Source organism: Allosphingosinicella sp., from assembly GCF_059502505.1.
In genome coordinates this window covers 900,439-923,461 of sequence record NZ_JCACEU010000014.1, presented here as the reverse complement: position 1 = coordinate 923,461, position 23,023 = coordinate 900,439, and the positions used below count along the sequence as shown (strand labels likewise).

The 23,023-nt window shown below is 65.9% G+C and carries 35 protein-coding genes; 6 read left to right on the top strand and 29 right to left on the bottom strand.

The annotated features are described in order from the left end of the window. Positions 1–62: 62 nt before the first annotated feature. The 28 genes from rplO to AC5JBD_RS06760 all read right to left on the bottom strand — a co-directional run bounded on the left by rplO (position 63) and on the right by AC5JBD_RS06760 (position 17,220). Positions 63–593: a 50S ribosomal protein L15 gene (gene rplO / locus AC5JBD_RS06895; RefSeq protein WP_495721013.1), complete on the bottom strand. Its 531-nt coding sequence runs from the start codon at positions 591–593 to the stop codon at positions 63–65. A 46-nt stretch (positions 594–639) separates the two neighbouring features. Further along, positions 640–816, bottom strand: coding sequence for a 50S ribosomal protein L30 (gene rpmD / locus AC5JBD_RS06890; RefSeq protein ID WP_495721012.1), 177 nt, complete (start codon positions 814–816; stop codon positions 640–642). Between the two features lie 5 nt (positions 817–821). Further along, positions 822–1,574, bottom strand: a complete 753-nt coding sequence (gene rpsE / locus AC5JBD_RS06885; RefSeq protein WP_495721011.1) for a 30S ribosomal protein S5 — start codon at positions 1,572–1,574, stop codon at positions 822–824. 3 nt (positions 1,575–1,577) lie between these two features. Next, the gene (gene rplR / locus AC5JBD_RS06880) at positions 1,578–1,931 is read right to left on the bottom strand and encodes a 50S ribosomal protein L18 (protein WP_495721010.1); all 354 of its coding nucleotides are present in this window, start codon (positions 1,929–1,931) and stop codon (positions 1,578–1,580) included. A gap of 3 nt (positions 1,932–1,934) precedes the next feature. Next, positions 1,935–2,468 (bottom strand): 50S ribosomal protein L6, encoded by a 534-nt coding sequence (gene rplF, locus AC5JBD_RS06875; protein ID WP_495721009.1) that lies wholly within the window; start codon positions 2,466–2,468, stop codon positions 1,935–1,937. Continuing rightward, complete coding sequence (gene rpsH, locus AC5JBD_RS06870) at positions 2,468–2,863, bottom strand: 30S ribosomal protein S8 (RefSeq protein WP_495721008.1); 396 nt, start codon at positions 2,861–2,863, stop codon at positions 2,468–2,470. Before rpsH ends, rplF begins: the two co-directional genes overlap by 1 nt. Before the next feature lie 9 nt (positions 2,864–2,872). Continuing rightward, a complete protein-coding gene (gene rpsN, locus AC5JBD_RS06865) occupies positions 2,873–3,178 on the bottom strand; it encodes a 30S ribosomal protein S14 (protein WP_495721007.1) in 306 nt (101 codons plus the stop codon). A gap of 39 nt (positions 3,179–3,217) precedes the next feature. Then, positions 3,218–3,802 (bottom strand): 50S ribosomal protein L5, encoded by a 585-nt coding sequence (gene rplE / locus AC5JBD_RS06860; RefSeq protein WP_495721006.1) that lies wholly within the window; start codon positions 3,800–3,802, stop codon positions 3,218–3,220. Next, on the bottom strand, positions 3,795–4,115 hold the full coding sequence (gene rplX, locus AC5JBD_RS06855; RefSeq protein ID WP_495721005.1) for a 50S ribosomal protein L24: 321 nt from the start codon (positions 4,113–4,115) through the stop codon (positions 3,795–3,797). Before rplX ends, rplE begins: the two co-directional genes overlap by 8 nt. Then, positions 4,115–4,483 (bottom strand): 50S ribosomal protein L14, encoded by a 369-nt coding sequence (gene rplN, locus AC5JBD_RS06850; RefSeq protein ID WP_044450113.1) that lies wholly within the window; start codon positions 4,481–4,483, stop codon positions 4,115–4,117. Before rplN ends, rplX begins: the two co-directional genes overlap by 1 nt. A gap of 69 nt (positions 4,484–4,552) precedes the next feature. Beyond that, positions 4,553–4,822 carry a 30S ribosomal protein S17 gene (gene rpsQ / locus AC5JBD_RS06845; protein ID WP_495721004.1) on the bottom strand — a complete coding sequence of 90 codons (270 nt, stop codon included), beginning with the start codon at positions 4,820–4,822 and terminating at the stop codon, positions 4,553–4,555. A gap of 11 nt (positions 4,823–4,833) precedes the next feature. Then, entirely contained in the window at positions 4,834–5,043 is a 210-nt protein-coding gene (gene rpmC / locus AC5JBD_RS06840) for a 50S ribosomal protein L29 (RefSeq protein WP_495721003.1), read from the bottom strand. Between the two features lies 1 nt (position 5,044). Next, positions 5,045–5,476, bottom strand: coding sequence for a 50S ribosomal protein L16 (gene rplP / locus AC5JBD_RS06835; protein WP_495721002.1), 432 nt, complete (start codon positions 5,474–5,476; stop codon positions 5,045–5,047). A 25-nt stretch (positions 5,477–5,501) separates the two neighbouring features. Continuing rightward, positions 5,502–6,209: a 30S ribosomal protein S3 gene (gene rpsC / locus AC5JBD_RS06830; protein ID WP_495721001.1), complete on the bottom strand. Its 708-nt coding sequence runs from the start codon at positions 6,207–6,209 to the stop codon at positions 5,502–5,504. 4 nt (positions 6,210–6,213) lie between these two features. Further along, positions 6,214–6,591, bottom strand: coding sequence for a 50S ribosomal protein L22 (rplV, locus tag AC5JBD_RS06825; RefSeq protein ID WP_495721000.1), 378 nt, complete (start codon positions 6,589–6,591; stop codon positions 6,214–6,216). Positions 6,592–6,594: 3 nt separating this feature from the next. Beyond that, positions 6,595–6,870 carry a 30S ribosomal protein S19 gene (gene rpsS, locus AC5JBD_RS06820; protein WP_295370812.1) on the bottom strand — a complete coding sequence of 92 codons (276 nt, stop codon included), beginning with the start codon at positions 6,868–6,870 and terminating at the stop codon, positions 6,595–6,597. 2 nt (positions 6,871–6,872) lie between these two features. Then, complete coding sequence (gene rplB / locus AC5JBD_RS06815) at positions 6,873–7,709, bottom strand: 50S ribosomal protein L2 (protein WP_495720999.1); 837 nt, start codon at positions 7,707–7,709, stop codon at positions 6,873–6,875. Positions 7,710–7,721: 12 nt separating this feature from the next. Further along, on the bottom strand, positions 7,722–8,039 hold the full coding sequence (locus tag AC5JBD_RS06810) for a 50S ribosomal protein L23 (RefSeq protein ID WP_495720998.1): 318 nt from the start codon (positions 8,037–8,039) through the stop codon (positions 7,722–7,724). Further along, positions 8,032–8,661, bottom strand: a complete 630-nt coding sequence (gene rplD, locus AC5JBD_RS06805) for a 50S ribosomal protein L4 (RefSeq protein WP_495720997.1) — start codon at positions 8,659–8,661, stop codon at positions 8,032–8,034. Before rplD ends, AC5JBD_RS06810 begins: the two co-directional genes overlap by 8 nt. 2 nt (positions 8,662–8,663) lie before the next feature. Further along, positions 8,664–9,542, bottom strand: a complete 879-nt coding sequence (rplC, locus tag AC5JBD_RS06800) for a 50S ribosomal protein L3 (protein WP_495720996.1) — start codon at positions 9,540–9,542, stop codon at positions 8,664–8,666. A 232-nt stretch (positions 9,543–9,774) separates the two neighbouring features. Continuing rightward, positions 9,775–10,086, bottom strand: coding sequence for a 30S ribosomal protein S10 (gene rpsJ, locus AC5JBD_RS06795; protein WP_028969184.1), 312 nt, complete (start codon positions 10,084–10,086; stop codon positions 9,775–9,777). 150 nt (positions 10,087–10,236) lie between these two features. After that, the gene (gene tuf, locus AC5JBD_RS06790; RefSeq protein WP_495720995.1) at positions 10,237–11,427 is read right to left on the bottom strand and encodes an elongation factor Tu; all 1,191 of its coding nucleotides are present in this window, start codon (positions 11,425–11,427) and stop codon (positions 10,237–10,239) included. A 37-nt stretch (positions 11,428–11,464) separates the two neighbouring features. Continuing rightward, entirely contained in the window at positions 11,465–13,561 is a 2,097-nt protein-coding gene (fusA, locus tag AC5JBD_RS06785) for an elongation factor G (protein ID WP_495720994.1), read from the bottom strand. Positions 13,562–13,624: 63 nt separating this feature from the next. After that, positions 13,625–14,095: a 30S ribosomal protein S7 gene (gene rpsG, locus AC5JBD_RS06780; RefSeq protein ID WP_495720993.1), complete on the bottom strand. Its 471-nt coding sequence runs from the start codon at positions 14,093–14,095 to the stop codon at positions 13,625–13,627. Between the two features lie 58 nt (positions 14,096–14,153). After that, positions 14,154–14,525, bottom strand: a complete 372-nt coding sequence (rpsL, locus tag AC5JBD_RS06775) for a 30S ribosomal protein S12 (RefSeq protein ID WP_028969180.1) — start codon at positions 14,523–14,525, stop codon at positions 14,154–14,156. Positions 14,526–15,139: 614 nt separating this feature from the next. Then, on the bottom strand, positions 15,140–15,568 hold the full coding sequence (locus tag AC5JBD_RS06770) for a cupin domain-containing protein (protein WP_495720992.1): 429 nt from the start codon (positions 15,566–15,568) through the stop codon (positions 15,140–15,142). A 57-nt stretch (positions 15,569–15,625) separates the two neighbouring features. After that, positions 15,626–15,955, bottom strand: a complete 330-nt coding sequence (locus tag AC5JBD_RS06765) for a DUF3140 domain-containing protein (RefSeq protein WP_495720991.1) — start codon at positions 15,953–15,955, stop codon at positions 15,626–15,628. Further along, positions 15,955–17,220, bottom strand: a complete 1,266-nt coding sequence (locus AC5JBD_RS06760) for a NupC/NupG family nucleoside CNT transporter (protein ID WP_495720990.1) — start codon at positions 17,218–17,220, stop codon at positions 15,955–15,957. Before AC5JBD_RS06760 ends, AC5JBD_RS06765 begins: the two co-directional genes overlap by 1 nt. Before the next feature lie 100 nt (positions 17,221–17,320). Here AC5JBD_RS06760 and AC5JBD_RS06755 point away from each other — a divergent pair, with 100 nt between their 5' ends. The 5 genes from AC5JBD_RS06755 to AC5JBD_RS06735 all read left to right on the top strand — a co-directional run bounded on the left by AC5JBD_RS06755 (position 17,321) and on the right by AC5JBD_RS06735 (position 20,565). After that, positions 17,321–17,980 (top strand): queuosine precursor transporter, encoded by a 660-nt coding sequence (locus AC5JBD_RS06755; protein WP_495720989.1) that lies wholly within the window; start codon positions 17,321–17,323, stop codon positions 17,978–17,980. Positions 17,981–18,039: 59 nt separating this feature from the next. Beyond that, the gene (locus AC5JBD_RS06750) at positions 18,040–18,333 is read left to right on the top strand and encodes a YggT family protein (RefSeq protein WP_495720988.1); all 294 of its coding nucleotides are present in this window, start codon (positions 18,040–18,042) and stop codon (positions 18,331–18,333) included. 8 nt (positions 18,334–18,341) lie between these two features. Further along, positions 18,342–19,235 (top strand): bifunctional methylenetetrahydrofolate dehydrogenase/methenyltetrahydrofolate cyclohydrolase FolD, encoded by an 894-nt coding sequence (gene folD, locus AC5JBD_RS06745; protein ID WP_495720987.1) that lies wholly within the window; start codon positions 18,342–18,344, stop codon positions 19,233–19,235. A 116-nt stretch (positions 19,236–19,351) separates the two neighbouring features. Next, positions 19,352–19,939 carry a Cif family virulence factor gene (locus AC5JBD_RS06740; RefSeq protein ID WP_495720986.1) on the top strand — a complete coding sequence of 196 codons (588 nt, stop codon included), beginning with the start codon at positions 19,352–19,354 and terminating at the stop codon, positions 19,937–19,939. Next, a complete protein-coding gene (locus tag AC5JBD_RS06735) occupies positions 19,936–20,565 on the top strand; it encodes a MarC family protein (RefSeq protein ID WP_495720985.1) in 630 nt (209 codons plus the stop codon). The genes AC5JBD_RS06740 and AC5JBD_RS06735 overlap by 4 nt, the downstream gene beginning before the upstream one ends. Here the strand turns inward: AC5JBD_RS06735 and AC5JBD_RS06730 are convergent. Then, positions 20,537–22,336 carry an AcrB/AcrD/AcrF family protein gene (locus tag AC5JBD_RS06730; protein ID WP_495720984.1) on the bottom strand — a complete coding sequence of 600 codons (1,800 nt, stop codon included), beginning with the start codon at positions 22,334–22,336 and terminating at the stop codon, positions 20,537–20,539. The genes AC5JBD_RS06735 and AC5JBD_RS06730 overlap by 29 nt on opposite strands. A gap of 254 nt (positions 22,337–22,590) precedes the next feature. Between AC5JBD_RS06730 and AC5JBD_RS06725 the strand changes: the two genes are divergently transcribed. Then, complete coding sequence (locus AC5JBD_RS06725; protein ID WP_495720983.1) at positions 22,591–23,001, top strand: GtrA family protein; 411 nt, start codon at positions 22,591–22,593, stop codon at positions 22,999–23,001. The last annotated feature ends 22 nt before the right edge of the window (positions 23,002–23,023 follow it).

Genomic DNA, 23,023 nt, shown 5'->3' with positions numbered 1-23,023 from the left:
CCGCCGCCGTCTCATATAGTGATCGGCTTCGGCTTGTCAGCCATGGAAGCCGAGAAACGCAATCAGGCCTTGGCGGCTTTGCGGGCGGCCTTGGCCTGGCCCTTCTTGGCTGCGGCCTTCTCGGCGGCCGGCGTGACCTCGATCACCTCGACCGAACCACCCGCGGCCTCGACGGCCTGACGGGCACCCGCCGAAGCACCGGCGACGCGGAAGCTCAGCTTCGAAGTGATCGCGCCCTTGCCGAGCAGGCGGACGCCGTCCTTGCCGCCGCGCGCGACGCCGGCGGCCTTCAGCGCGGCATGATCGATCACGCCGTCCGTGGCAAGCGTTCCCGCATCGACCAGCTTCTGGATCGCGCCCAGGTTCACCTCGGCATAATCCTTGGCGAACGGATTGTTGAAGCCGCGCTTCGGCAGCCGCATGTGGAGCGGCATCTGGCCGCCTTCGAAGCCGAAGATGGAGACGCCGGAGCGGCTGGTCTGGCCCTTCTGACCGCGGCCTGCGGTCTTGCCGAGGCCGGAGCCGATGCCGCGGCCGACACGGACGCGACTCTTGCGGGCACCTTTGTTGTCGCGGAGGTCGTTCAGTTTCATTGTCTTTGCACTCGCTTTCGCTTTCGTCGCGCTGTGGAGGCGGGAGTTACTCCGCCACCGACACCATATGCTGCACCTTGCGGATCATGCCGCGGACCTCGGGAGAGTCCGTCAGCTCGACCGTGCGATGCATCTTGTTGAGGCCCAGGCCGATCAGCGTCTTGCGCTGATCGGGGGTCCGCCGGATCGGCGAGCCGGTCTGGGTGATCTTGATCGTCGCCATCACTCTTACTCCGTCACCGCCGCGGCGTCCGCCTCGGCAGTCTGCGAGCCGCCCCGGCCGAGCAAGTCGGCAATCTTCTTGCCGCGACGCTGCGCCACCGACTTCGGCGAGGTCTGCTCGCCGAGCGCCTCGAAGGTCGCGCGGATCATGTTGTAGGGGTTGGACGTGCCGACCGACTTGGTCACCACGTCGGCCACCCCCAGGCTCTCGAACACGGCGCGCATCGGACCGCCGGCGATGATGCCGGTGCCCTGCGGGGCCGAACGAAGGGTCACGCGCCCCGCGCCGAAATGGCCGTTGCCGTCGTGGTGCAGCGTGCGGCCTTCCTTCAGCGGCACACGGACCATCGCCTTCTTGGCGGCCGAAGTCGCCTTGGTGATCGCTTCCGGCACTTCGCGGGCCTTGCCTTTGCCGAAGCCGGCGCGGCCCTTGCCGTCGCCGACGACGACGAGCGCCGCGAAGCCGAAGCGCTTGCCGCCCTTCACGGTCTTGGAGACGCGGTTGATGTGGACGAGCTTCTCGATCAGCTCTTCGCCGCCATCCTCGTCGCGATTGCCACCACGGCGATTGTCGTCGCGACGGCCACGGCCGCCCCGCTGACCGTCACGGCCACCGCCACCGCCACCACGTCCGCCACGGGCACCGCGCTCGCGGCGCCCGCCGGGAGCACCGTCCTGCGCCGGAGCCGCATCCTGGCTCTGGCTCTCCTGGACCGGACCGTCCTGGACCGAAGCGCCCTGATTGTTTTCGTCAGCCATCACTTAAAACTCCAATCCGCCTTCGCGCGCGGCGTCAGCAAGCGCCTTCACGCGGCCGTGGAACAGGAAACCGCCACGGTCGAAAACCACCTGCGTCACGCCCGCAGCCTTGGCGCGCTCGGCGACGCGGCGGCCGACATCCTGCGCCGACGCGGTGGTGGCACCGGGCTGGCCCTTGACGTCCTTGTCGATCGTCGAGGCCGAAGCCAGCGTCTTGCCGGCGGCATCGTCGATGACTTGGGCGTAGATATGCTTGCCCGAGCGATGGACGCTGAGCCGCGGCCGGAGGCCGCCCCGCTTGCGAAGCGACGTGCGGACGCGCTGACGGCGCCGGTCGAAAAGAGAGAGCTTGGCCATGGCTTACTTCTTCTTGCCTTCTTTGCGGAAGATGAACTCGCCGCGATACTTGATGCCCTTGCCCTTATAGGGCTCCGGCTTGCGCCAGCGACGGATCTCGGCGGCGAGCTGGCCGACCTGCTGGCGGTCGTTGCCGCTGATCACGACCGTGGTCGGATCGGGCGTCGCCACCGTCAGCCCCTCGGGAACCGCGACGTTGACGTCGTGACTGTAGCCGAGCTGAAGGCGCAGGTTCTTGCCCTGCATCGCCGCGCGGTAGCCGACGCCGGTGATCTCGAGGGTCTTGGTGAAGCCCTCGGTGACGCCGGTCACCAGATTCTGCACGAGCGTGCGCTGCATGCCCCAGAAAGCGCGCGCCTTCTGGCTGTCGTTCGCCGGCTGCACCGAAATGCCGCCCTCGGCGATGTCGTAGTTGATGCCGTCGACCATCTGCAGGCTGAGCGTGCCCTTCGGTCCCTTGACCGAGAGGGTCTGCCCCTCCGTGGTCGCGGTGACGCCCGCCGGGATCGCGATCGGCTTCTTACCAATGCGTGACATCAGAACACCTCCGCCAGCACCTCGCCGCCGACATTCTGCTCGCGCGCTTCCGCGTCGGACAGAACGCCACGTGGCGTCGAGACGATGGTAATGCCGAGGCCGTTGCGGACCCGCGGCAGCTCCTGGCTGCCCGAGTAGACGCGCCGGCCTGGCGTCGACACGCGGGACACGTGCTGGATCGCAGGCTGTCCCTCGAAATATTTGAGCTCGATGCGCAGGCCCTTGGAGGGACCCAGCGCCTCTTCGCTGTAGCCGCGGATATAGCCCTCGCGCTGAAGCACGTCGAGAACGCGGACCCGGAGCTTGGACGCGGGCGTCAGCACGCTGTCCTTGCGGGCCTGCTGGCCGTTGCGGATTCGGGTGAGCATATCACCCAGGGGATCGGTCAATGGCATAGCTCTACCTTACCAGCTCGACTTCGTGAGGCCGGGGATCAGACCCTTGTTGCCCAGTTCCCGCAGCATGATGCGCGAGAGGCCGAATTTGCGATAATTGGCGCGGGGACGGCCGGTCAGGCCGCAGCGATTGCGGACCCGGGTCGGGTTACCGTTGCGCGGGATCTCGGCCATCTTCAGGCGCGCGATCAGGCGCTCGGTATCGTCCTTGGACTCGTCGTCCGCGATCGCCTTCAGCTTCGCATATTGGCCCGCATATTTCTTGACCAGCTTCTTGCGACGCTCATTCTTGTTGATGGAACTCAGTTTCGCCATGGACTTAAGCTCTCTTCTCTCTGCTTAGAAACAGGGGCCTCAGGCCGCCTGCTTCTGATCCTCTTCGGTGCGCGGGAACGGGAAGTTGAAAAGGCGCAGCAGCTCGCGCGCCTCGTCGTCCGTCTTCGCGGTGGTGGTGACGATGATGTCCATGCCGCGCACCTTGTCGATGCGGTCGTAGCTGATCTCCGGGAAGATGATCTGCTCCTTCAGGCCCATGGCATAATTGCCGCGGCCGTCGAACGACTTGGGGTTGAGGCCGCGAAAGTCGCGGACGCGCGGCAGGGCCACCGTCACGAGACGGTCGAGGAACTCGTACATCCGCTCGCGGCGGAGCGTGACCTTGACGCCGATCGGCATGCCCTCGCGCAGCTTGAACTGCGCGATCGACTTCTTGGCCTTGGTGATCACCGGCTTCTGGCCCGCGATCAGCTCCATCTCGGACGCAGCGACCTCGACCTTCTTCTTGTCCTGGGTCGCTTCGCCCACGCCCATGTTGATGACGATCTTCTCCAGCTTCGGAACCTCGAGACGGTTCTTGTAGCCGAATTTCTCGGTCATCGCCTTCGCGATGCGCTCGTCATAGTCGCGCTTCAGGCGCGGCGTATATTTGGCCTCAGCCATTGATCGTCTCCCCGGACCGCGCCGCGACGCGGACCTTGTTGCCGTCACGGACCTCGAAGCGGACGCGCGTCGGCTTGCCCGTCTTCGGATCCTCGAGCGCCACCTTCGACACGTGCAGCGGCGCTTCCGCCTTTTCGAGCCCGCCCTGCGGGTTCGTCTGCGTCGGCTTGCGGTGGCGCGTGATGATGTTCACGCCCGACACGATCACCTTGCCCTCCTTCGGAAGGCTCTTGGTGACCTCGCCGTGCTTGCCCTTGTCCTTGCCGGACAGGACGACGACCTTGTCGCCCTTCTTGATCTTCGCAGCGGCCATTACAGCACCTCCGGCGCGAGGCTGATGATCTTCATATGCTTCTTCGCGCGCAGTTCGCGGACGACCGGACCGAAGATACGGGTGCCGATCGGCTCCGCATTGTTGTTGACGAGCACGGCCGCGTTCGAATCGAAGCGGATCGTCGAGCCGTCGGCGCGGTGGATGTCCTTTGCCGTGCGGACGATGACCGCCTTGTGAACGTCGCCCTTCTTGACGCGGCCGCGCGGGGCCGCTTCCTTGACCGAGACGACGATGATGTCGCCGACGCCGGCAAAGCGGCGCTTCGACCCGCCGAGCACCTTGATGCACTGGACGCGCTTGGCACCGCTATTGTCGGCGACCTCAAGGTTAGACTGCATCTGGATCATCGATCCATTTCCCTTTCACTTCAACCGGGGCCCGCCCGGCGATCAGCTTACAAAAATCAGGCTCAAGCCTCAGGCGTTGTCGGCCCGTTCCGGCGTGGCGTGCGTGTCGACACGCTCGATCACCTTCCAGGTCTTCAGCTTCGAGATCGGCCGCGTCTCTTCGATGCGGACGGTCTCACCCTGCTTGAACTCGTTCGCCTCGTCATGGGCGTGATACTTCTTGGAACGCTTGATGATCTTGCCGTAGAGCGGGTGCTTCACCCGCCGCTCGACCTTCACCACGACGGTCTTGTCCGTCTTGTCCGACACGATCTGGCCGGTGAGAACGCGCTTCGGCATTCGTCTACTCCTTAGGACTTCTGAGCGGCGCGCGAGCGCTCGCCCTGAAGGGTCTTGATCTGCGCGATGCTGCGGCGAACCTCACGGACACGCGACGGCTTCTCGAGCTGGTTGGTGGCAGCCTGGAAGCGCAAGTTGAACTGCTCGCGCTTCAGCTCGCCGAGCTGCTCGCTGAGCTGGTCGTCGCTGCGGGTCTTCAGGTCGTCGATCTTCTTCGCCATCTTATTCCTCCCCGACCAAAGTCTCGCCGAGGCGGGCAACCACCTTGGTCTTGATCGGAAGCTTCTCCATCGCACGCTCGAACGCCACCTTGGCGATCGGGCCGGGCACGCCGTCCAGCTCGAACAGGATCCGGCCCGGCTTGACGCGGGCGACCCAGAATTCCGGGCTACCCTTGCCCGAGCCCATGCGGACTTCGGCCGGCTTGGACGAGACCGGCACGTCCGGGAAAATGCGGATCCAGAGACGGCCCTGGCGGCGGATGTGGCGCGTGATCGCGCGGCGGGCCGCCTCGATCTGGCGCGCGGTGATCCGCTCCGGCTCCATCGCCTTCAGGCCATAGGCGCCGAAGTTCAGGTCCGTGCCGCCCTTGGCATCGCCATGGATCCGGCCCTTGAAGGCCTTGCGGAACTTGGTGCGTTTCGGTTGCAACATTTCTCTTGTTCCTTAGCGGCGCCGATTAACGACGGTCGTCGCGGGCCGGACGGACGCCGGAGGTCTGAGCCTCCATCATCAGGCGGTCCTGCGACATCGGATCGTGGCCGAGGATTTCGCCCTTGAAAATCCAGACCTTGACGCCGCACACGCCGTAAGCGGTGTGGGCCTGCGCCTCGGCATAATCCACGTTGCCCCGCAGCGTGTGCAGCGGAACCCGGCCCTCGCGATACATTTCGCTGCGGGCGATTTCCGCGCCGCCGAGACGGCCGCCGCAGGCCACGCGGATGCCATCGGCACCGAGCCGCATTGCCGACTGCACCGCGCGCTTCATCGCGCGGCGGAACGCGATCCGGCGCTCCAGCTGATCGGCGATGCCTTGGGCGACGAGCCGCGCGTCGATCTCGGGCTTCCGGATTTCGACGATGTTCAGCGACACGTCGCTGGACGTCATCGCACCCAGCTGCTTGCGCAGCTTCTCGATGTCGGAGCCCTTCTTGCCGATGATCACGCCCGGGCGCGCGGCATAGATGGAGACGCGGCACAGCTTCGCCGGACGCTCGATCACCACCTTGGAGATCGCCGCCTGCGGCAGCGTCTTCATGATGAAGTTGCGGATCTTGAGATCCTCCAGCAGCAGCCGCGAATAGGAGTCGCCGTCGGCGTACCAGCGGCTGTCCCAGGTCCGGTTGATCTGCAGCCTGAGGCCGATCGGATTGCTCTTCTGACCCATGTCTTTACGCTTCCTGCTGCTCGCGGACGACGATGCGCACGCGGCTGAACGGTTTCACGATCCGGCTCGAACGGCCGCGGGCGCGCGGCGTGAAGCGCTTCATCGAAATCGACTTGCCGACCGACGCCTCGGCGACGACGAGCGCGTCGACATCGAGATTGTGGTTGTTCTCGGCATTGGCGATCGCCGAGGCGAGCACCTTGCGCACGTCCACCGCCATCGCCTTCTTGGAGAAGGTGAGGATGTTCAGCGCGTCCTCGGCCTTGCGACCGCGGATCAGGGCCGCGACGAGGTTCAGCTTCTGCGCCGAGCCACGAATGGTGGTGCCGACCGAGAGCGCCTCGTTGTCGGCGACCTTGCGGGGGCTCTTTTCCTTGCCCATGGCTTACCTCTTGCCCTTCTTGTCGGCGGCGTGGCCCGGGAAGTAGCGGGTCGGCGCAAACTCGCCGAGCTTCATCCCGACCATCTCCTCGTTCACCGAGACGGGAACGAATTTGCGGCCGTTGTAGACGTTGAACGTGAGGCCGACGAACTGCGGCAGGATCGTCGAGCGCCGCGACCAGGTCTTGATCGGCGCGCGCGCATTGGTTTCCTGAGCAGTCTCTGCCTTCTTCAGCAGGGACAGTTCGACGAACGGTCCTTTCCAGACGGAGCGGGCCATCTCTACCTCTTCTTCTTCGCGTGACGCGAACGGATGATCATCTTGTCCGTCGCCTTGTTGTGGCGGGTGCGCGCACCCTTGGTCGGCTTGCCCCAGGGGGTGACCGGATGACGGCCGCCCGAGGTGCGGCCTTCGCCGCCGCCGTGCGGGTGGTCGACCGGGTTCTTCGCGACGCCGCGGGTCAGCGGACGCTTGCCCATCCAGCGCGAGCGGCCGGCCTTGGCGAAGTTCTGGTTCTGGTTGTCCGGGTTAGACACCGCGCCGACGGTGGCCATGCAGTCGGAGCGGATATAACGCTGCTCGCCTGAATTGAGCCTGACGATGACCATGCCGCGGTCACGGCCGACGACCTGCACATAAGTGCCGGCCGAACGGGCGATCTGGCCGCCCTTGCCCGGACGCATCTCGACATTGTGGACGATGGTGCCGACCGGCATCTGCCCGAGCTCCATCGCATTGCCCGGCTTCACGTCCGTCTTCCTGCCGGCGACGATCGTCTCGCCCGGGGCAAGGCGCTGCGGCGCCAGGATGTAGGCGAGCTCGCCGTCCTCATACTTCACCAGCGCGATGAAGGCGGTGCGGTTCGGGTCATATTCCAGCCGCTCGACGGTGGCCGGCACGTCCCACTTGCGACGCTTGAAGTCGACATAGCGGTACCGCTGCTTGTGGCCGCCGGCGATGCCGCGCGAGGTGACGTGGCCCTTGTTGTTGCGGCCGCCGGTCTTGCGCTTGCCTTCGGTCAGCGCCTTGACGGGCTTGCCCTTCCACAGCGCCGACTTGTCGACGAGGATCAGGCCGCGCTGCGACGAGGTCGTCGGATTGTAGGTCTTGAGTGCCATCTTGTCCTAGCCTCAGATACCGGTGGTGACGTCGATCGAGTCGCCGTCCTTCAGCGTCACGATCGCCTTCTTGACGTCGGCGCGGGTGTAGGGACGGCCCTTCCAGCGCTTCGACTTGCCCTTCTGGACGATCGTGTTCACGCCGGTGACGTTGACGTTGAACAGGGCTTCCACCGCCGCCTTGATCTGCGGCTTGGACGCGGTGTTCGCGACCTTGAACACGACCGCATTCTGCTCGGAAAGCAGAGTCGTCTTCTCGGTAATGTGGGGGGCGAGCACGACATCATAATGATTGATGTCGACCGCCGCTTTGGCCGGCTTCTTAGCCATTGAAACGCGCCTCCAGCTTTTCGACCGCGGCGCGCGTCAGCACCAGGGTATCTGCCTTGAGAATGTCGTAGACGTTGGCGCCGACCGCCGGGAGCAGGTTGATCTCCCGGAGGTTGGACGAGGCCTGGGCGAAACCGACGTTGAGCGCGTCACCGTCGATCACCAGCGCCGTCTTGCCGAAGCCGAGCTTGCCGAGCTGCTCCTTGAGCGACTTGGTCTTGGCTTCGCTGACGTCCAGATTGTCCATAACGATCAGCTGACCGTCGCGAGCCTTGCTCGACAGCGCCATCTTCAGGCCGAGCGCGCGGACCTTCTTGTTCAGCGACGGATTGAAGTCGCGAACGCGCGGACCGTGCGCCTTGCCGCCGCCGACGAAGATCGGAGCGCGGCGATCGCCGTGGCGAGCCGTGCCGCCGCCCTTCTGGCGGCCGAACTTCTTGCCGGTGCGGGCGACATCCGAGCGCTCGCGGGCGGCGCGGGCGGTGCCGCGGCGCTTCTCGAGCTGCCAGGTGACGACGCGGTGCAGGATGTCGGCGCGCGGCTCGACGCCGAACACCTCATCGTTCAGCTCGATGTCGTTGCCGCCATTGGCGCCATCGAGGGTTTGAACCTTGACCTTCATGATCAGCCTTCCTTGCTCTCGTCGGCGGCCGGCGAGGCGCCAGTGTCCGCTCCGCCCTCGGCGGCGCCGGCGGCGTCAGCCGCGCCGGCCTCCTGCTGAGCAGCGATCGCGGCGACTTCCTCGGCGCCCGGCAGAGCCGGAACTTCATGGACCGCGGCCTCTTCGACCATGCCGGCCGGAGCTTCCTCGGTTTCGATCTCGCGGGCGATCTCGCGAATGCCGGCCGGATAGGGCGCAGCGTCCGGACGGGCGATCTTGACCGCGTCCTTCACCAGCAGCCAGCCGCCCTTGTGACCGGGCACGGAGCCCTTCACGAACAGCAGCCCGCGCGCGGCGTCGGTGCGGACGATCTCGAGATTCTGCTGGGTGCGGTTCTTGGCGCCCATATGGCCGGCCATCTTCTTGTTCTTGAAGACGCGGCCCGGATCCTGGCGCTGACCGGTCGAGCCGAGCGCACGGTGGGAGATGGAGACGCCGTGGGTGGCGCGCATGCCGCCGAAGCCCCAGCGCTTCATGCCGCCGGCAAAGCCCTTGCCCTGCGTGCAGCCCTGGATGTCGACGAACTGGCCGGCGACATAATGGTCGGCGGTGAGCTCGGCGCCGACGTCGAGGAGCGCATCCTCGGCGACGACGAACTCGGCGAGCCGCGCCTTCGGCTCCACCTCGGCCTTGCCGAAGTGGCCGCGCTGCGGCTTGGAAAGATTCTTGGCCTTGGCGCTGCCGGCGCCGAGCTGGACGGCGACATAGCCGTCACGGTCGCTCTCGCGGCGTGCCACGACCTGGACATTGTCGAGCGCCAGGACGGTGACCGGCACGTGGCGGCCGTCTTCCTGGAACAGGCGGGTCATCCCCATTTTCTTCGCGATCACGCCGGTGCGCATGACCATACTCCTATGACAGAGGCCCCGCGGCACCATTGCCGGGGGCATGTAGCCCAAATTGTGATGCGTGCCCCGCCTGGGCTCGTGCTCCACCCGAAGGCGAAACGGCGGGGACGCAGTCCGGAAGCTAGGCTCCCGCGGTATCCCATGTGCACCCCACCAAGTGATACTTGGCGGGGACCCCACATTTTCGTTGGCTCGGCGCGTCCAAATCGCGCGCCGTGCCGGGCTCTTAGGCCAATTTGATCTCGACGTCCACACCCGCTGCGAGATCGAGCTTCATCAAAGCATCGACCGTCTGCGGGGTCGGCTGGACGATGTCGAGCAGCCGCTTGTACGTCCTCACCTCGAACTGCTCGCGCGACTTCTTGTCGACGTGGGGCGAGCGGTTGACGGTGAACTTCTCGATGCGCGTCGGCAGCGGAATGGGACCGCGGATAAGAGCACCCGTGCGCCGAGCGGTGTCAGCGATATCGCCAGTGGCCTGATCGAGCACACGATGATCGAACGCCTTCAGGCGAATGCGGATGTTCTGCGTTTCCATAACCTGCTTACCGATTGCAAAGAGCCAGCTCCCGAAGGAGCAAACCAAACAAGACCATCCCGGGGCCAAGCGGCCCCGGACCGGCCAAGAACTCATACTGAAAGGCGAGCCGCGCGAATCCTTCGGACCCGCGCGGCTGACGGCCCTATATTACTTCGTGATCTCCGCGACAACCCCTGCGCCGACGGTCCGGCCGCCTTCGCGGATCGCGAAGCGCAGGCCCTGGTCCATGGCGATCGGAGCGATCAGCTTGACCTTCAGGTTCACGTTGTCGCCCGGCATCACCATCTCGGTGCCTTCCGGCAGAACCACTTCGCCCGTCACGTCGGTCGTGCGGAAGTAGAATTGCGGACGATAGTTGGCGAAGAACGGGGTGTGACGGCCGCCCTCGTCCTTGGAGAGGACGTAAACCTCGGCCGAGAAGTCGGTGTGCGGCTTGATCGTGCCCGGCTTGCAGAGAACCTGCCCGCGCTCGACTTCCTCACGGCCGACGCCGCGGATCAGCGCGCCGATATTGTCGCCCGCCTGGCCCTGGTCGAGCAGCTTGCGGAACATCTCGACGCCGGTGACGACGGTCTTGCGGGTGTCCTTGATGCCGACGATCTCGACTTCCTCGCCGACCTTGACGATGCCGGTCTCGACGCGGCCGGTGACGACGGTGCCGCGGCCCGAGATCGAGAACACGTCCTCGATCGGCATCAGGAACGGCTTGTCGAGCGGACGCTCCGGCTGCGGGATGTAGCTGTCGACAGCCGCCATCAGCTCCAGGATCGCGTCGTGGCCGATCTTGCGGTCGCTGTCCTCGAGCGCGGCCAGAGCCGAACCCTTGACGATCGGAATGTCGTCGCCCGGGAAGTCGTAGGACGAGAGCAGCTCGCGGATCTCGAGCTCGACCAGCTCGAGGAGCTCCTCGTCGTCGACCTGGTCGACCTTGTTCATGAACACGACCAGCGCCGGCACGCCGACCTGACGGGCGAGCAGGATGTGCTCGCGGGTCTGCGGCATCGGGCCGTCGGCGGCCGACACCACCAGGATGCCGCCGTCCATCTGGGCAGCGCCGGTGATCATGTTCTTCACATAGTCGGCGTGGCCCGGGCAATCGACGTGCGCATAGTGGCGGGCGGTGGTCTCATACTCGACGTGCGCGGTCGAGATGGTGATGCCGCGCTCACGCTCTTCCGGCGCCTTGTCGATATTGTCATAGCTGGTGAAGGTCGCGCCGCCGGTCTCGGCCAGCACCTTCGTGATCGCCGCCGTCAGCGACGTCTTGCCATGGTCGACGTGACCGATGGTGCCAATGTTGCAGTGCGGCTTCGTCCGCTCGAATTTTGCCTTCGCCATTGTGGTTTACCCTTCGTCTTTCTTCAAAATCAAAAAGTTACGCGAGCTTCGCCTTGACCTCTTCGGCCACGTTCGCGGGCACTTCGTCATAATGCGAGAAGTGCATCGTGTACTGAGCGCGGCCCTGCGAGAAGGAACGGAGCTCATTAACGTAGCCGAACATATTGGCAAGCGGCACCATCGCCTCGACGACCTGTGCATTGCCGCGGCTGTCGGTGCCCTGAATCTGGCCGCGCCGGCTGTTGAGGTCGCCGATCACGTCGCCCAGATAATCCTCCGGCGTCACGACCTCGACCTTCATGATCGGCTCGAGCAGCTTGATCCCGGCCTTCTGGGCCGCTTCGCGCATGCCGCCGCGACCGGTGATCTCGAACGCCAGCGCCGATGAGTCGACGTCGTGATAGGCGCCGTCATAGAGCGTCGCGGTGAAATCGATGATCGGGAAGCCAATCAGCGAGCCCGTAGCGGCGATCTCGCGGATGCCCTTCTCGACCGACGGGATATATTCCTTGGGAATATTGCCGCCCTTCACCTCGTCGACGAACACCACGCCCTGGCCGCGCTCGCCCGGCTCCACCGTGAACTTGATGCGACCGAACTGGCCGGAGCCTCCCGACTGCTTCTTGTGGGTGTAGTCCACGTCGGCCTTCTTCGCGAGCGACTCGCGATACGCGACCTGCGGAGCGCCGACATTGGCCTCGACCTTGAACTCGCGCTTCATGCGGTCGACCAGGATCTCGAGGTGGAGCTCGCCCATTCCCTTGATGATGGTCTGGCCGCTCTCATTGTCCGAGCTCACGCGGAAGGACGGGTCCTCGCGGGCGAGACGGTTGAGCGCGACGCCCATCTTCTCCTGGTCGGCCTTGGTCTTGGGCTCGACGGCGACCTCGATCACCGGATCGGGGAACTCCATCCGCTCCAGGATGATCGGCGCGTTGGCGGCACAGAGCGTGTCGCCCGTCGTGGTGTCCTTGAGGCCGGCCAGCGCGACAATGTCGCCGGCATAGGCCACCTGGATGTCCTCGCGGTCGTTGGCATGCATCAGCAGCATGCGACCGACCTTCTCCTTCTTGTCCTTGACCGAATTGGTCACGGACGAGGCGGTCTCCAGCTTGCCCGAATAGATGCGGGCGAAGGTCAGCGTGCCGACGAACGGATCGTTCATGATCTTGAACGCGAGCGCAGAGAACGGCGCGTCGTCGGACGGCGGACGGGTGTCGGTAGTCTCGCCGTCGAGCTTCAGGCCCTCCACCGGCGGGATGTCGAGCGGGCTCGGCAGATAGTCAACGACCGCGTCGAGCAGGGGCTGCACGCCCTTGTTCTTGAACGCGGAGCCGCACAGCACCGGCACGAACGAGAAGTTCAGCGTGCCCTTGCGGATCAGCTTCTTCAGCGTCGCCGCTTCCGGCACTTCGCCGCCGAGATACGCCTCCATGATGTCGTCGTCCTGCTCGACGGCCATCTCGATCAGCTCCATGCGGGCTGCCTCGGCCACATCGACCATGTCTTCGGGAATGTCCCGATATTCGAACTTCGCGCCGAGGCTCTCCTCGAGCCAGATGATGGCGCGGTTGTTGACCAGGTCGACCAGGCCCTTGAACTGGCTCTCGATGCCGATCGGGAGATAAAGGACGGCTGGACGCGCGCCGAGGCGGTCCTTGATCATGCCGACGCACATGTCGAAGTTCGCGCCGGTGCGGTCGAGCTTGTTGACGAAGCACATCCGCGGGACCTTGTACTTCTCGGCCTGGCGCCAGACGGTCTCGGACTGCGGCTCGACGCCGGCGACGCCGTCGAAGCAGGCGACCGCGCCGTCGAGGACGCGCAGCGAACGCTCGACCTCGATGGTGAAGTCGACGTGGCCCGGCGTGTCGATGATGTTGATGCGGTGCTCGGGGCCCTGGCCCTCTTCCGCCTTCCAGAAGCAGGTGGTGGCGGCGCTGGTGATCGTGATCCCGCGCTCCTGCTCCTGCTCCATCCAGTCCATGGTCGCGGTGCCCTCATGGACCTCGCCGATCTTGTAAGACTTGCCGGTGTAATAGAGGATGCGCTCGGTCGTCGTCGTCTTGCCGGCGTCGATGTGGGCCATGATGCCGATGTTGCGATAGCGGTCGAGCGTATGGCTGCGGGCCATGATCTTAAACTCCAATGTCGGGAAGCGGGCCCTTGCCCGCTTCCGACGATATAGGGACGATTTTTACCAGCGGTAGTGCGAGAAGGCGCGGTTAGCTTCGGCCATGCGGTGCGTGTCCTCACGCTTCTTGACCGCATTGCCGCGGTTGTTGGCCGCGTCCATCAGCTCGCCCGAAAGGCGTGCCGACATTGTGTTCTCGCTGCGCGCACGGGCGGCCGAGATCAGCCAGCGGATCGCCAGCGCCTGGGCGCGCTCGGGGCGCACTTCGACGGGAACCTGGTAGGTCGCGCCGCCGACGCGGCGGCTGCGGACCTCGATGCCCGGCTTGATGTTGTTGAGCGCGTCATGGAACACGCCGATCGGCTCGCGCTTGGCGCGGGTCTCGACGGTCTCGAGCGCGCCATAGACGATGCCTTCGGCGGTCGACTTCTTGCCGTCCAGCATCACGCTGTTCATGAACTTGGAGAGGACGAGGTCCCCGAACTTCGGATCGGGAAGGATTTCGCGCTTCTCTGGGCGACGACGACGGGACATTCTGGATTCCTTTCTCTTCAGCCTGTTCCGGAACCTGTCCGGGGCTTACTCGTGTCAGTTACTTGGGACGCTTGGCGCCGTATTTGGAGCGGCTCTGACGGCGGTCCTTGACACCCTGGGTGTCGAGCACGCCGCGCAGCACGTGGTAGCGCACGCCCGGAAGGTCGCGCACACGGCCGCCGCGGATCAGCACCACCGAGTGCTCCTGGAGGTTGTGGCCCTCGCCGGGGATGTAGCTGATCACTTCGCGCTGGTTGGTCAGGCGGACCTTCGCCACCTTGCGCAGCGCCGAGTTCGGCTTCTTCGGGGTCGTCGTATAGACGCGGGTGCAGACGCCGCGCTTCTGCGGGTTCTGCTCCATCGCAGGGACCTTGGACTTGGCCTTCTGCGGCTCGCGACCCTTGCGGATCAGCTGGTTGATCGTCGGCATGAAGCCTTCACTTCCTTATAAGTTACTTTGCAGGCACGCAAAACGCGCAAACGCCCCGGCGGCCGTAACGGCCCCCCAGGCCCTTGGTCGTGCTGCAATGTTCAAGCTCTTGCCCCTCGCGGGAACGGCATCCGGTTTCGCATGAAACCACCACCAGCCCCCGGGGCGACGCGGCCTATAACCGCGACTCCCATGTGGGTCAACGGAGGATGTTTACAAGCTCGCGGAGGTGCGATCCCCATCGATCGGCTCGGCCGCGCCGCCCGCCAGCGGGCTCGGCTTGGGCTTCGGAACCGCAGGGATCCCCTCCCCGCCCTCCGGCCGACGGGGACGTCCCGGCGGTCTCGGCGGCCGACCCAAACGAGCAGCCATGCGCGCCTCCATCTGGGCGAGCCGGAGCTCGTGCGCCGCGGCAGCGGCGGCCATCCTCTGCTCGGCCGCCCTTAAGGCGCGCTCGTCAGCGAGCGCCGACTGGCGCATCCGCGCTTCGTGCCTCGCGACGGCGGCCTCAGACCTTAGTCGAGCCCGCCTTCCACCGGGCTCCTCGTCCTGGTGGGGCATGCCAGTTCCTTCGGCGTGCCTGGCGCCGTTCTACCACTGGTCAGCGACGCCGCCTACTCCGTCGGCTTGCCGTCATATTCGTCGTTATCGTGGTCCTTCTCGGCCTGCTCCTTGGTCTTGTGGACGGTCTTGTCCTTGTGATCGGGCGGGCCGTAAAGCGTGTACATGGTCAGCGGATCGTCGCCGGTGTTACGGACATTGTGCTTGGCGCCCGCGGGCACGATCACAGCAATGCCGTCCTCGACCGGGTTGGACTTGTCGTTGATCAGCACCTCGCCCTGTCCGGACTCGAAGCGGAAGAACTGGTCCTTGTCCTCGTGGACCTCCTCGCCGATCTCCTCGCCTGGCTTCAGCGTCATCAGCACCAGCTGGATGTTCTGGCCGGTGTAGAGCACCCGCCTGAAATCCACGTTGTTGAGGGTCAGCTCCTCGATATTGTCGCGATAGCCCTTTTTGTTATTGCCCGTCTTGCTGCCCGCCATTGCTGCCTCCGCTTGGGTGAATTGCTCGCTCAACTGCCTAGGTGCGGCGGCGTTCCGCTACTTCAAGGGATCGTGGCCCCAATTCATCAGGGAGTAGCGCCAGCGCGAGGTGACCATGTTGGCGGGCTCCTGCGCCCGATGTCGGCGGACGAAGCCGACGACCTTGCGCATGTGGAGATAATCGTCGTCGCCGAGCCTGGCCTTGGGCGTCCGCAGGATGGCGACGATCCGACGCCCAGATGCATGGCCGACCGACTCCCCGCCTTGCTTCTTCTGCCCGACGCTGAGGCTCTCCGGCGTGGCGAGCCACTGCTCGAGTTCAGCGGGCGCCATGTTCACAGCCTCGTGAAAGGCCTTGTAGATCGCGGCGCGGTCGAGTTCCGGCATCAGCCCGGGAGCAGCAGGCTCGCCAACGCGGCGCTCATCAGATTGGCGAGCGAGCCGGCGATCAGCGCGCGGATGCCGAGCTTCGCGATCATCGGCCGCTGGTTCGGCGCAAGCCCTCCCGTCACCGCCATCTGGATCGCGATCGAGCTGAAATTGGCGAAGCCGCAGAGGGCGAAGGTGACGATGGCGCGGCTGCGGTCGCTGAGCGTGCCCGCCGGCAATGCGCCCAGATCGATGAAGGCGACGAATTCGTTGAGAACCAGCTTGGTGCCGAACAGGCCGCCTGCGGTGCCCGCCTCGGCCCACGGCACGCCGATCAGGAACATGATCGGCTGGAAGACGTAGCCGACGATCCGCTGGAACGTCAGGCCCTCGACCCCGAACCAGCCGCCGATGCCCGCAAGGATGCCGTTGGCGAGCGCGACGAGGGCGACGAAGGCGAGCACCATGGCGCCGACGGCAACGGCGAGGCGGACGCCGGTCAGCGCGCCCTGTGACGCCGCCTGGATGACGTTGGCGGGGCGCTCGCCTTCCTCGAAGGTCTCGGCGACGTCGATATGGTCGCCGCTGCCGCCCGGGAGCGGCAACTCACCCTCGCGGACCGGCTCGTCGGGCATCATGATCTTGGCCATCAGGATGCCGCCCGGCGCCGACATGAAGGCGGCGGCGAGCAGGAATGGCAGATACTGGTCGCCGAGCAGGCTTGCATAAGCGGCGAGGATGGTCCCGGCCACGCCCGCCATGCCGACCACCATAACGGTGAAGAGCTGCGTCGGCGGCAGCGCAGCGAGATAGGGGCGGATCACCAAAGGCGATTCCGACTGGCCGACAAAGATGTTCGCGGCGGAGCTCAGCGATTCAACGCGAGTGATCCCAGTCACCCAGCCGATCGAGCCGCCCACCCAGCGAACGATCCGCTGCATGATGCCGAGATAATAGAGGATCGCGACCAGAGAGGCGAAGAAGATGATCACAGGCAGCGCCGCGATCGCAAACGTATTGGCGAGCGGGTTTGTCGCCGATGGGCCGAACAGGAATTCGGTACCCTTGCCCGCATAGCCGAGCAGATTGGAGACGCCGCGCGCCATCGCCGCGATGGCGGCCCGGCCCCAAGGCGTATAGAGCACCAAAGCCGCAATGCCTGCCTGCAGCGCGAAGGCGGCGCCCACCACGCGCAGGCGGATTGCTCGGCGGTTGGACGAGAGCAGCACCGCAAGCGCAAGGATCAGGGCGATCCCGGCCAGCCCCAACAAGAGTCGTTCCATCACTCGCTCCCCCGGCACGCAACCTGCCCGGCTTGCCCGCTAAGCCGCGCCCGCCGCAAGCCCTTTTGTCGCGAAGAGAAAGCCAGTAGGACCGCGCTCCATGTCGACCAGTCCCGCGCCCGCAATCTCCCGCTCGCTCTTCACCTTCGCCATCATCTATGGCGGCATGGTCTGCATCGCCGGCGTGCTCGGCAACAAGCAGGTGGCCCTGGGGCCGCTGGCGGTGGAGGCGGGGATTTTCGCCTTCCTCCTGCTTGTCGTGCTGTCGAGCGCGGTCGCCGAGCTCCACGGCCGCGCCACCGCCAACCGGCTGGTCGTGATCGGCTTCGTGCCTTTGCTCATGTCGCTGCTGCTGACCCTGCTGGTGCTGGCGGTCCCCGCGGCGGACAAGATGGAGCCGGCGCGGCTCGGGGCGTTCGAGCGGATCATGAGTTCGACACCGCGGATCTGGCTGGGCGGCATCGTCGCCTATGGCGTTTCGCAGCTCCTCAACGTCACCATCTTCAGCCGTATGAAGCGCGAAGGCGGAAGCCTGCTCTGGCTGCGCTCCGCGGTGGCGGGGGTCCTCTCCCAGATCGTCGACACCCTGCTCTTCATCACCATCGCCTTCTACGGCGTCTTCCCGATCGGCGATCTGCTGCTCGGCCAGATGCTGGCGAAGGTGGTGCTCTCCGCGCTTCTGGTGCCGCCGCTCATCTACCTGGCGGTCGGCCTCGGACGCCGGCTGGACGCCGCCGCGCCGGCCGCGGCGGCGCACTAGCCGCATTGCCCCCTTCGCGCCGCTTCCCTACATGAACCCGCAGTCGCGGGGAGATTTTGATGCTGCAGGCCATTTTCGGTGTGTTCGATCTGCTGTTGCGGGTGCTGACCTACGTCATCATCGCGCAGGCGATCCTCAGCTGGCTGGTCGCCTTCAACGTGATCAACACCTATAACGATTTCGTCCGCTCGTTCCTCAACGCGCTCGACCGCATCACCGAGCCGCTCTACCGGCCCATCCGCCGCATCCTCCCCGATTTCGGCGGCATCGACTTCTCGCCGATCGTCGTGCTGCTGCTCATCTACATCGTCCGCATCCTGCTCAGCGGGCTCGCCGCCGACCTCGCTTATTGAGGCGGCACGTGAGCGCCGCGATCATCGACGGCAAGGCCTTCGCTGAACGGCTTCGCGCGCGGGTCGCCATAGGCGTCGAGAATTATAGAACCGTCACGGGCGGCAGGGCACCCGGCCTTGCTGTCGTGCTCGTCGGGGACGACCCTGCGAGCCAGGTCTATGTTCGCTCCAAAGGCAAGGCGACGCTGGAAGCGGGCATGGAAAGCTTCGAGCATCGCCTGCCCGATACGACCAGCCAGGGGGAGCTGCTGGCGCTGGTCGAGCAGCTCAATGCCGACGAACGGGTCGACGGCATCCTCGTCCAGCTGCCCCTTCCCTCCTCCATCGAGGAGAAGGCGGTGATCGCCGCCATCGACCCGGCCAAGGACGTGGACGGCTTCCACGTCGCCAATGCCGGCCGGCTCGCGGTCGGCGAGCAGGCGCTCGTCCCGTGCACGCCGCTCGGCTGCCTGATGCTGCTCAAGGACCGGCTCGGCGACCTCAGCGGCCTCGAGGCTGTCGTGCTCGGCCGCTCGAACATCGTCGGCAAGCCGATGGCCCAGCTCCTGCTCCAGGAGAATTGCACCGTCACCATCGCCCATAGCCGCACCCGGGACCTGCCCGCGGTGGTGCGCCGCGCCGACATCGTGGTCGCCGCGGTCGGCCGTCCGCAAATGGTGTGCGGCGATTGGTTGAAGCCGGGCGCCACCGTGATCGACGTCGGCATCAACCGCATCGTCGTCGATAATGAGGGCAAGACGAAGCTCGTCGGCGACGTCGATTTCGACAGCGCCGCCGAGGTCGCGGGCGCGATCACTCCGGTACCCGGCGGCGTCGGCCCGATGACCATCGCCGTCCTCCTCCGCAACACCCTCGCCGCCGCCCACGCCCGCGCAGGCCTCTCGCCACCGGAGGGCCTGTGAGCATCCCCGACCTCCGTTCGTTTCGAGCGAAGTCGAGAAACGCTGGCACAGACTCACCACACGCGTCTCTCGACTTCGCTCGAGACGAACGGGTTTTGGTGCTTGCATTGAGCTCATTGCTCCTGATCGCAGCTTCTCCCCAGACCGCCGTCGAAGCCGAACGCGACTTCGCCGCGCGGGCACAAACCGAAGGCATGTGGACCGCCTTCCGCGCCACCGCAGCGCCGGGCGCGATCATGTTCGTGCCACAGCAAGTCGGCGCCCACGACTTCCTCAAGGATCGCAAAGATCCTTTACTCGGCTACATGTGGTGGCCCGCTGAGGCCTTCGTCTCCTGCGACGGCAACACCGCCGTGACGACGGGCCCGTCCGTACTCGGCGGCTCACGCGGTTATTTCACCACGGCCTGGCAGAAGCAGCCGGACGGCGAATGGAAATGGCTTCTGGACCATGGCGATACTCTAACGAAGCCAAGGAACGCGCCCGAACAACCTAAGCTGCTAACAGCCTCTTGCACGAAGACGCCCGGGCAACGACCGATCGTCGTCCCAGTAGGCGGTGGTGCAGGGTTTTCAGATGACGGAACTCTGGTGTGGATTTGGCATGTGAATACGAACGGCGGCCGCACGCTGACGGTCTATCTGTGGGATGGCAACGAATATGACCGTGTGATCGAAGACAAAGTAGACTCCACCGCGCCATGATCGAGCTGTTCGTCTCGGCCCTCGTCACCTTTTTCGTGGTGATCGACCCCCCCGGCTGCGCCCCGATCTTCGCCAGCCTGACCAGCGGCGCGACGGCGGCGCATCGTCGGTCGATGGCGATCCGGTCGGTCGCGATCGGCTCAGGCATCCTGCTCTTCTTCGGGCTGTTCGGAGAGGATCTGCTGCGCGCACTCGGCGTCGGCTTGCCCGCCTTCCGGATCGCGGGCGGCATCATGCTGTTCCTGATCGCGCTGGAGATGGTGTTCGAGAAGCGCCAGGCCCGCCGCGAGACCCGCGCCAACGAGGTCAACGCCACGCCGGAGATCGAGGACATCTCCGTATTCCCGATGGCGATCCCGATGATCGCCGGCCCGGGGTCGATCGCGTCGATCATGCTGTTGATGGCGCGCAGCAACGGGCTCGATCAGTCGCTGGTCGTTCTCGGCGCGCTGGCGACGATCCTGCTGCTGACTTTGGTCGCGCTGCTTGCGGCAGGCCCGCTGATGCGGCTGCTCGGACACAAGGTGGAAGCGATGATCACCCGCGTGCTCGGCGTCATCCTCGGCGCACTGGCGGCGCAATTCGTGATCGACGGGATCAACTCGGCGTTCGCGATCCAGGTGTGACGACCCGCCACATCCGGTAGGGGCTGTCCTTCGGCAGCGCGACCGGCGCCAGCCACCCCGGCACCTGCCCCCTGACGAGCTGCGCGTAGAAGCCCTTGGGCGCCTCGGCGGTGTAGACCGTGCTTTCGGAGAGGCCGGGGCAGATCAGCACATAATCGATGCCGCGCCTGGCGATCGTGGCCCGCGCCGCCTCCGGCGTTCCGCGAAAGCCCTTCATCACGTCCAGGATCGCCTGCTGGTTGCGGTGATAGGGCCCCGCGACCGCGTCGTGATGGGTAACGGTGATCAGCCGCGGTCCGAGGTCGACATGCGTCAGCACATAGCCTCGCGGCTGCTGTGCGATCGGCCGCAGCGCCGCCAGCGTCGGGCATTTGCCGTTCGCCTGGTTGACCGCCTGCTGCCGCTTGTTCGGCTTCTCCCGGTCGATCTGCTGCACCGCATTCTGCACCGCGAAGCCCGACACGACGTAGAAGGCCAGCACCGAGCCCAGCACCCGGACCAGCATCAGCCGCTGTTCCTGCGCCTTGAGGATCAGCGCCCAGGCCAGCGCCGCCGCCCCCGGGATCGAGAGCAATTGCGCCGCCGGCCCCGCCCGGGTCTGCCAGAAGAGCAGCGCCGCCGGTAAGATCGCGAGGAAAGCCAGCGCCACCCAGGGAAGCGCCGCCTCGACGTCGCGGCGCCGCTGCCACAGCATCAGGCCATAGCCGATCAGCCCCGCCGCCGGCAGCGCCAGCACCGCCGCCATCACCAGTGAGCTGTGCGTATAGATCGGCCGCGCCTCCCGCACCCGGCTCAGCCACATCTCCTCCAGCTCGGGCGAGCTGCCTTCGAGCCGGCCGAGGCAGTGCGGCCAGGCCAGGGCGTAGAATGCCGCCACCGCGACGCCGGCCGCGGCGCCTACTGTCAGGCGCTTCATCCAGCTGTCGGTGCGCAACCGCGACAGCAGCACCGCCGCGGCTCCGGCGGCGCCGAGAGTGGTCAGCCAGACCGGCGACAGGGCATCGCAGACCGCGAAACGGTTGTCGTTGGAGGCGAAGAGCAGGAAGCCGAGGCCGCAACCGGCAGCGAGGCTCGCACCATAGGCGGCGAGGCGCGGCGCCTCGCGCCCGTCGCGCACCCACATCAAGGCGACGACCGAGCCGGCGGCCGCGAGGTAGAGCAGCATCTCCAGCCCGATCGTGATCGACACCGCCGTCGCCGCCCCGAGCAGCAGGCCGCCACGCGCCGGCCTGCGGTCGGTCAGCGCGAGCGCCGCAAGGCTCAGCATCGCCAGCTGCCAGCCATGGTGATCGATGCGGAGCGGCATCCACATGCCGCGCACCGAATGCGCGCAGAGCAGCAGGCCCAGCCCGACCGGTATCGCGTTGGCCGAGAGGATCCTGCGGATCGCCACTGCCGTAGCGCCCATCGTGACGAGCATCGGCAGCAGCGGCGCCGCAGCGACCGCCACCTTCTCGGCCATTGCGCCGCTCATGAATGGTGTCAGGGCAAGCTTGATGCCCGCGATGGGCAGGTCGACGAGGCGCGACCAATGCACGCTCGCGCCGAACGGCGGGTCGAGCCGGTATTGCCTGAGATCGAACCAGCCCTGCCCCGTGAGCAGGCCCCGCACCTGCATCATGCGCAGATTGTCGTCGGTGTCGCCGAGCGCGAACCAGCGGATCGGAAGCCAGCGCTGGTAGAGGAGCAGCGCCGCGGCGCCGAGCCAGACGAACAGGATCAGCAAGCGCCAGTGCCGCTCGAACCAACTGGCGCCCTGCCCCCTCGTCACCTGCTTCTTTCGCCCTTTTCAACCCCTTGGCCGGGCTTAGGGCCTGTACTCGACCCTCGCAATGGCCGTGACGGAGCGGATTTTGGCGCACAGCGAGGAGTGAGGAGGGAGCGATGCTGACGCATCGTGACCGACGAAGGACGCGGCTGCGCGTCAAAAGCCGCCCGCCGCATAGCGGTCGCCCGGATCACGACCATTGCGAGGGTCGAGTACAGGCCCTAGTCGCTGGCGCGAAAAGGACAAGCCGCACCCTCATGAGCCCGCACGCGCTGTTGAGGCGCCATTCCGACATATTGAGCCAGTTCGGCCGCTATGCGCTGACCGGCGGCCTTACCACGATCGTCAATATCGGCGTCTACTGGGTGCTGGCGGCGCGCGGGATGGACCCCAACCTTGCGTGGGCGTTCGGCTACGTCGCCGCCGTGCTCGTCGGCTACGTCGTTCACAGCCGCTGGAGCTTCCGCGGCCACGGCACGCGCGACAATCTCGCCAGGACAGGCAGCCGGTTCGTCGTCGTGTCGCTGATCAGCTTCGGGCTCAACCAGCTCTGGGTTTGGTTGCTGGTGGTCCAGCTCGACCTACCCCTTTGGGCACCCTATCCTCTGGTGCTCGGCGTCACGCCGCTCGTCGTTTTCGGGCTCAACCGCCGCTGGGTGTTCGGGTGAGCCTCTTGACCTTTCCGCCGAA